The organism is Micrococcales bacterium (assembly GCA_016703125.1).
In the GTDB taxonomy this organism is placed as follows: domain Bacteria; phylum Actinomycetota; class Actinomycetes; order S36-B12; family UBA10799; genus JADKAV01.
The window spans coordinates 325,767-334,087 of sequence record JADJCR010000001.1 but is presented as its reverse complement, the minus strand read 5'-3'; the positions used below and the strand labels follow the sequence as shown (position 1 = coordinate 334,087).

The window sequence follows — 8,321 nt, the reverse complement described above, 5'->3', positions numbered from 1 at the left end:
CCGTCACCGGGGCAGTACCATCGGCGCTGAAGGGCTTAGCTTCCGGGTTCGGAATGGGACCGGGCGTTTCCCCCCTTCGCTATGGCCGCCGAAACTCTATGAGAATATCAAGGGGCCCCCCGCCGCCCCCCTCCCCCTGGTTCCCGACCGTATCTCGGGAACCGCATAGTGGACGCGTACAGAAATTTGTGTGTGACAAGCCCTCGGCCTATTAGTACCGGTCGGCTGGGCATTGCTGCTGTACACCTCCGGCCTATCAACCCACTAGTCTGGTGGGGGCCTTAACCCCTTAACCAGGTGGGAACCCTCATCTTGAGACGTGCTTCCCGCTTAGATGCTTTCAGCGGTTATCACTTCCGAACGTAGCTAACCAGCCGTGCTCTTGGCAGAACAACTGGCACACCAGAGGTTCGTCCGTCCCGGTCCTCTCGTACTAGGGACAGCTTTTCTCAAGTTTCCTACGCGCGCGGCGGATAGGGACCGAACTGTCTCACGACGTTCTAAACCCAGCTCGCGTGCCGCTTTAATGGGCGAACAGCCCAACCCTTGGGACCTACTCCAGCCCCAGGATGCGACGAGCCGACATCGAGGTGCCAAACCATCCCGTCGATATGGACTCTTGGGGAAGATCAGCCTGTTATCCCCGGGGTACCTTTTATCCGTTGAGCGACGCCGCTTCCACATGCCGGTGCCGGATCACTAGTTCCGACTTTCGTCCCTGCTCGACATGTCTGTCTCACAGTCAAGCTCCCTTGTGCACTTACACTCGCCACCTGATTGCCAACCAGGCTGAGGGAACCTTTGAGCGCCTCCGTTACATTTTAGGAGGCAACCGCCCCAGTTAAACTACCCATCAGGCACTGTCCCTGATCCAGATAATGGACCTAGGTTAGACATCTAGTACGACCAGAGTGGTATTTCAACGTTGACTCCACAAGAACTGGCGTCCCTGCTTCAAAGTCTCCCACCTATCCTACACAAGCCGAACCAAACACCAATACCAAACTATAGTAAAGGTCCCGGGGTCTTTCCGTCCTGCCGCGCGTAACGAGCATCTTTACTCGTAGTGCAATTTCGCCGAGTCCACGGTTGAGACAGCGCCCAAATCGTTACTCCATTCGTGCAGGTCGGAACTTACCCGACAAGGAATTTCGCTACCTTAGGATGGTTATAGTTACCACCGCCGTTTACTGGGGCTTAAATTCACCGCTTCAACCCACAAGGGGTCTGACAGTTCCTCTTAACCTTCCAGCACCGGGCAGGAGTCAGTCCGTATACATCGTCTTACAACTTCGCACGGACCTGTGTTTTTAGTAAACAGTCGCTTGGGCCTGGTCTCTGCGGCCTTCACCGCGTCCCACCGCAAGGGTGGTAACGGATCCGGCCCCCCTTCTCCCGAAGTTACGGGGGCATTTTGCCGAGTTCCTTAACCATGGTTCTCTCGATCGCCTTGGTATTCTCTACCTGATCACCTGAGTCGGTTTGGGGTACGGGCGGCGCATAGCTCGCTAGAGGTTTTTCTCGACAGCATAGGATTACCCACTTCGCCATAATCGGCTCCGCATCACATCTCAGGCATCATGGGACGCGGATTTGCCTATGGTCTCGTCCTACATCCTTGGCCACGGACTACCATCGCCGTGGTTGGACTACCTTCCTGCGTCACCCCATCGCTTGACTACTACAGCTCAGGTCCCAGGCTCCACCGCCCCAACTCCCCGAAGGGATCGGCAGATGGTTTCGGGTGGTTAGCATCCTCGGCCTCGGCATGGGCGCTATTTCGCCGGTACGGGAATATCAACCCGTTGTCCATCGACTACGCCTGTCGGCCTCGCCTTAGGTCCCGACTTACCCAGGGCAGATTAGCTTGACCCTGGAACCCTTGGTCATTCGGCGGACGGGTTTCTCACCCGTCTTTCGCTACTCATGCCTGCATTCTCACTCGTGTCGGCTCCACACCTCGATCACTCGGGCGCTTCACTGCCGACACGACGCTCCCCTACCCATCCACACACCGGACCACAAGGCGGTGTTAAGCGTGAATGCCATAGCTTCGGCGGATGACTTGAGCCCCGCTACATTGTCGGCGCAGAATCACTTGACCAGTGAGCTATTACGCACTCTTTCAAGGGTGGCTGCTTCCAAGCCAACCTCCTGGTTGTCACTGCGACTCCACATCCTTTTCCACTTAGTCACCACTTAGGGGCCTTAGCTGATGGTCTGGGCTGTTTCCCTCTCGACTACGGAGCTTATCCCCCGCAGTCTCACTGCCGCGCTCTCACTTACTGGCATTCGGAGTTTGGTTGATTTCGGTAAGCTTGTGGGCCCCCTAGATCATCCAGTGCTCTACCTCCAGCAAGAAACACGCGACGCTGCACCTAAATGCATTTCGGGGAGAACCAGCTATCACGGAGTTTGATTGGCCTTTCACCCCCTATCCACAGGTCATCCCCCAGGTTTTCAACCTAAGTGGGTTCGGTCCTCCACGACGTCTTACCGTCGCTTCAACCTGCCCATGGATAGATCACTCCGCTTCGGGTCTAGAGCACGCGACTGAATCGCCCTATTCGGACTCGCTTTCGCTACGGCTGCCCCACACGGGTTAACCTCGCCACACACCACTAACTCGCAGGCTCATTCTTCAAAAGGCACGCCGTCACCCCACCAAAAAGGCAAGGCTCCGACGGATTGTAGGCGATCGGTTTCAGGTACTATTTCACTCCCCTCCCGGGGTACTTTTCACCTTTCCCTCACGGTACTTGTCCGCTATCGGTCATCAAGGAGTATTTAGGCTTAACGGGTGGTCCCGCCAGATTCACACGGAATTTCAGGGGTTCCGTGTTACTTGGGAACACGCCAACACAGTGCCAAACGCTTACGACTACGGGGCTTCACCCTCTCTGCCGGCCCTTTCCAAGGCCTTCGACTTCATGCTGGATTTCTTACTCGCACCATTCGGCAGACCAGGTAACGGTCCCCACAACCCCCGACTGCAACGCCCGCCGGGTATCACATGCGCATGGTTTAGCCTCATCCGATTTCGCTCGCCACTACTCTCGGAATCACTATTGTTTTCTCTTCCTACGGGTACTGAGATGTTTCACTTCCCCACGTTCCCTCCACACACCCTATATATTCAGGTGCAGGTGACTGGACATGACTCCAGCTGGGTTTCCCCATTCGGACACCCCCGGATCACAGCTCGGTTGCCAACTCCCCAGGGCTTATCGCAGGCTCCTACGTCCTTCATCGGCTCTTGATGCCAAGGCATCCACCATGTGCCCTTAGTACAAACTACAACACAACCAAACACTACTAAGATGCTCGCGTCCACTATGCAATTCTCAAACAACGCGCCCCCACCACCACCCAGGCCACGCGGCCTTTCATGGGCCACCGAACAACCAGGACCACACGCGGCTGTCCTCAGGACCCCAACAGCGTGCCACACCCCACCCCGACCTGACCCGCCACACGCCCACAACAGCAGTACTTGGCCCCACATCCGACAGCCAACTCGTCACCCCACCACATACGAGCAACCATGAGAACACCACCGCCGGCCCCGGACCAAGGGCCACCTGGCCAGTGCTCCTTAGAAAGGAGGTGATCCAGCCGCACCTTCCGGTACGGCTACCTTGTTACGACTTAGTCCCAATCACGAGCCTCACCTTAGACGGCTCCATCCCACAAGGGGTTAGGCCACCGGCTTCGGGTGCTGCCCACTTTCATGACTTGACGGGCGGTGTGTACAAGGCCCGGGAACGCATTCACCGCGACGTTGCTGATCTGCGATTACTAGCGACTCCGACTTCATGGGGTCGAGTTGCAGACCCCAATCCGAACTGAGACCGGCTTTTTGGGATTCGCTCCATCTTGCGATATCGCAGCCCTTTGTACCGGCCATTGTAGCATGCGTGAAGCCCTGGACATAAGGGGCATGATGACTTGACGTCATCCCCACCTTCCTCCGAGTTGACCCCGGCAGTCTCTCATGAGTCCCCGGCACCCCGAAGGGCGCTGGCAACATAGAACGAGGGTTGCGCTCGTTGCGGGACTTAACCCAACATCTCACGACACGAGCTGACGACAGCCATGCACCACCTGTGGACCCCACTAAAGGACCCCATCTCTGCCGGATTCCTGTCCATGTCAAACCCAGGTAAGGTTCTTCGCGTTGCATCGAATTAATCCGCATGCTCCGCCGCTTGTGCGGGCCCCCGTCAATTCCTTTGAGTTTTAGCCTTGCGGCCGTACTCCCCAGGCGGGGCGCTTAATGCGTTAGCTACGGCACGGAGAACGTGGAATGGTCCCCCACACCTAGCGCCCAACGTTTACGGCGTGGACTACCAGGGTATCTAATCCTGTTCGCTCCCCACGCTTTCGCTCCTCAGCGTCAGGTAATGCCCAGAGAACCGCCTTCGCCACCGGTGTTCCTCCTGATATCTGCGCATTTCACCGCTACACCAGGAATTCCATTCTCCCCTGCATACCTCTAGTCTGCCCGTATCGAAAGCAGGCACCGAGTTAAGCCCGGTGTTTTCACTCCCGACGCGACAAACCGCCTACGAGCCCTTTACGCCCAATAATTCCGGACAACGCTCGCACCCTACGTATTACCGCGGCTGCTGGCACGTAGTTGGCCGGTGCTTCTTCTCCAGGTACCGTCACTTGCGCTTCGTCATGGGTGAAAGAGGTTTACAACCCGAAGGCCGTCATCCCTCACGCGGCGTTGCTGGATCAGGCTTCCGCCCATTGTCCAATATTCCCCACTGCTGCCTCCCGTAGGAGTCTGGGCCGTGTCTCAGTCCCAGTGTGGCCGGTCACCCTCTCAGGCCGGCTACCCGTCGAAGCCATGGTAGGCCATTACCCCACCATCAAGCTGATAGGCCGCGAGCACATCCCAGACCGAAAAAGCTTTCCACCACCCCAGATGCCCCAGGAGGTCATATCCGGTATTAGCAACCGTTTCCGGCTGTTATCCCAGAGTCAGGGGCAGATTACTCACGTGTTACTCACCCGTTCGCCACTCGAGTACCCCCAAAGCTGGGCCTTCCGTTCGACTTGCATGTGTTAAGCACGCCGCCAGCGTTCGTCCTGAGCCAGGATCAAACTCTCCGTGAATGATTTGTGTTTCGCTCACGAATTGTAAGCCTGGCAAGAACAAATCTGACATTCATCAAATTTGGTCATGCCTCAAAGAAATCCCTTCGCCGACCGGTACGAGACCGGCCGCCGAACGGGGTTCGGCATTGACTTTTGGCACACTGTTGAGTTCTCAAGGAGCGGGCGCACACCGTCGCCGCCAGCTTCTCGCTGGAGGTTTCCGGGGCAACTTCTCCACTGTACCAGCCTGGGTAGTTGTGTCAACCACCCCCTGGTCCCCGCGCGATTCGTCGGCCTTTTCAGGCTCTCGAGTCGGTTGGGAGTTGCTCTCGCGAGCAACAAAAGTAAAGGTAGCAGGGGGTTTTCGGGCCTGTGAAGGGGGGTCGGTCAGCACCCCGGCCGGGCCGTTTCCCGCGCCGCAAACAGGACGACTGCCTGTCGCCGCAGCCGCCGGACTCTCCGCCTGCCACGGGTCGAGGTCTGACGCGCGACCCCGCGGGATTGCGGGATACGGTGCCATTCCCGTGCCCCCTCGGTCGTTCGGTCAGCCAGTGGTGGCGCGATGGTCACTGGAGGACGACATGGATGTGGACCTTCGGGCCCTCGACGACGCGGTCGCGGCGCGGGCGTTCACCGGCGTTGTGACGGTCGATGTCGCCAACCTCCGCGTCCTCGAACGCGCGGAAGGTTTCATCCATCGGGCCCTGCGGGTGCCGATGGCAACGACGGCCCGGATCGCCGTGGCCAGCGGCAGCAAGGCGTTCACCGCCCTCGCGGTGATGCGACTGGTCGAGGACGGCGCGCTGGGGCTCGACCAGCCGGCGCGCACCCTGCTCGGCGACGACCTGCCGCTCATCGACGACGGTGTCACGGTGGAGCACCTGCTCACCCACACCTCGGGGATCGGTGACTACCTCGACGAGGACGGCGACTGGGAGGTCTCGGACCACGTGCTCTCTCTCCCGGTGCACACACTGACAACCGCCGCGGCGTTCCTGCCGGTGCTCGATGGGCACCCGCCGAGCTTCCCTCCGGGCGCGCGGTTCGCGTACTGCAACGGCGGCTACATGGTCCTCGCCGTCCTCATCGAGCGGGTCACGGGCAGCACGTACCACGACGTCGTGCAGCGACTGGTGCTCGAGCCTGCCGGCCTTGAGCGCACGGGGTTCATCGCGCTCAACGAACTGCCCGCAGACGCCGCCGCCGGCTACATCTTCGACGAGGGCGACCTCGTCAACACGCTGCACCTACCCGTGCTCGGCAACGGCGACGGCGGTGCCTTCACGACGGCGGACGACCTGCGACTGTTCTGGCGCGCGCTCCTCGACGGTCGCATCGTCTCGCGGGCGACGGTGGAGGTGATGACCCGCCCGCGGCACTATGTGCCGGAGGAGAACATGCGCTATGGGATGGGTTTCTGGCTCCACCGGACTCACCCTGCGCTCATCCTGGAGGGGTACGACGCCGGCGCCTCGTTCCGGTCGACTCACGTCATCGGCACCCAGACGACGGTAAGCGTGCTCGGGAACAGTTCGCAGGGCGCGTGGCCGGTCATCTCCACCCTCTCCCGGGTGATCGACGCCGCGATGGCATGACGCCCGCGAACCCGCGTTGTGCGCTCAGTCAGACGGTCCCGAGGGCCGCCACTGCGATCGAGCGTTTGCCGCGACGCAGAAGGATCCAGCGTCCGTGCAGGGCGTGCTCGTCGGACAGCACCGACTCCGGGTCTGACACCCGCTCGTTGTTGACGTAGGCGCCGCCCTCCTTCAGGGCCCGCCGGGCAGCCGACTTGGACTCACAGAGGCCGGCAGCCACCAGTGCGTCGACAATCGGCGACCCGGTGTCCACGGGCACTGTCGGCACATCTAGCGTGGCCTGTCGCCAGATGTCCTCCGGCAGGGCGCGGAGGTCGCCACGGCCGAAGAGCGCCGCGCTGGCAGCCTCGATATGTTCGCGCGTCCGGCGACCATGGACCAAGTCGGTCAGTTCCGCGGCCAGCGCGCGCTGACCTGCTCGGGAGGCAGGACGGGCCTGCCCCTCGACGATGACCGCTTCCACCTCTACCAGTGGACGCAGACTGAAGAAGCGCAGGTAGTTGGCGACGTCCCGATCGTCGGTGTTGAGCCAGAACTGGTAGAACGCGAACGGCGTCGTCTGGTCCGGATCCAGCCACACCGCCCCCCCGGCGGTCTTGCCGAACTTGGTGCCGTCGGCCTTGGTCACCAGCGGCACGGTCAGGCCGTGGGCCCGGCTTTCGGGGCCCTCCACCTTGCGGATGAGGTCGAGACCGCCGGTGATGTTTCCCCACTGGTCAGACCCGCCCACTTGCAGCGTGCAGCCGTGGTCGCGGAACAGGTGCAGGTAGTCCATGGACTGCAGAAGCATGTAGCTGAACTCGGTGTAACTGATGCCGTCGCCGTTGAGGCGTGCGGCGATCGACTCCTTGCCGAGCATCGCGTTGACGCTGAAGTGCTTGCCGACGTCGCGCAGGAATTCAATTGCCGACATGGGCGCCGTCCAGTCGAGGTTGGAGACCAGGACGGCTGGGTTGTCGCCGTCGAAGTCGAGGAAATGGGCCAACTGGCCCTTCACCCGCTCCACCCAGTCCGCCACCGTCTGGTCGGTGTTCAGGACCCGCTCCGCGCTGCGCCCGCTGGGGTCCCCGATCAGCCCGGTCGCTCCTCCGACCAGCGCGATGACCTTGTGCCCGGCGAGCTGGAACCGGCGCAGCAGCAGCAGCGGGACCAGGTTGCCCACGTGCAGGCTTGGCGCGGTCGGGTCGAAGCCGCAGTAGAGGGTGATCGACTCGGCCATCCCCTCAGACAGGGCACCGAGGTCGGTGGAGGAAGCGATCAGGCCGCGGGCTTCGAGATCGGAGAGGAGATCGGTCACGCTGTCCATCTTGGCAGGCGTGACCGGAACCACCCGGCTGGGATCAGCGGGGGTCTCCTCTTCCTCGCACGACGGCGTGTGAGCCGGGTTGCTCCGGCCGACACCCGCGTTGTCGTCGCACTCATAACCCTTGTTCTTGTCGCCGTACGACTGACCCTTCGGGCTCTTGTCATCTGCGTTGCCCACGGATCCGGCGTCGGGGCGGCCGACGGCCAGGCCCTGTCCGTTGCCGTTCAACGATTCCGCGGCAGTCGCCGGGGCGACGAAAGCGAACCCTGAGAGCGCCAGCAGTATTGCTGCGCCACCCGCTTGCACCGTTCGAC

Annotated in this window: 2 protein-coding genes and 3 rRNA genes; 1 reads left to right on the top strand and 4 read right to left on the bottom strand. The window is 61.0% G+C overall.

What is annotated here, in order from left to right:
- From rrf to IPG68_01580, 3 genes are all read right to left on the bottom strand, one after another.
- Window positions 1–93: ribosomal RNA gene (gene rrf, locus IPG68_01590) — 5S ribosomal RNA — on the bottom strand; the annotation flags it as partial.
- Between the two features lie 97 nt (window positions 94–190).
- A 23S ribosomal RNA gene (locus IPG68_01585) occupies window positions 191–3,298 on the bottom strand.
- A 301-nt stretch (window positions 3,299–3,599) separates the two neighbouring features.
- Window positions 3,600–5,124 (bottom strand): 16S ribosomal RNA (locus tag IPG68_01580).
- 563 nt (window positions 5,125–5,687) lie between these two features.
- Between IPG68_01580 and IPG68_01575 the strand changes: the two genes are divergently transcribed.
- Window positions 5,688–6,701, top strand: a complete 1,014-nt coding sequence (locus IPG68_01575; GenBank protein MBK6762038.1) for a beta-lactamase family protein — start codon at window positions 5,688–5,690, stop codon at window positions 6,699–6,701.
- 28 nt (window positions 6,702–6,729) lie between these two features.
- Here the strand turns inward: IPG68_01575 and IPG68_01570 are convergent, their stop codons facing one another.
- Window positions 6,730–8,007, bottom strand: a complete 1,278-nt coding sequence (locus IPG68_01570; GenBank protein MBK6762037.1) for a tyrosine--tRNA ligase — start codon at window positions 8,005–8,007, stop codon at window positions 6,730–6,732.
- Window positions 8,008–8,321: the final 314 nt, after the last annotated feature.

What these genes read in the sequence shown, in the direction of transcription:
- IPG68_01575 (MBK6762038.1), top strand. Translation starts at nt 5,688, where the DNA reads ATGGATGTGGACCTTCGGGCCCTCGACGACGCGGTCGCGGCGCGGGCG.
- IPG68_01570 (MBK6762037.1), bottom strand. Translation starts at nt 8,007, where the DNA reads ATGGACAGCGTGACCGATCTCCTCTCCGATCTCGAAGCCCGCGGCCTG.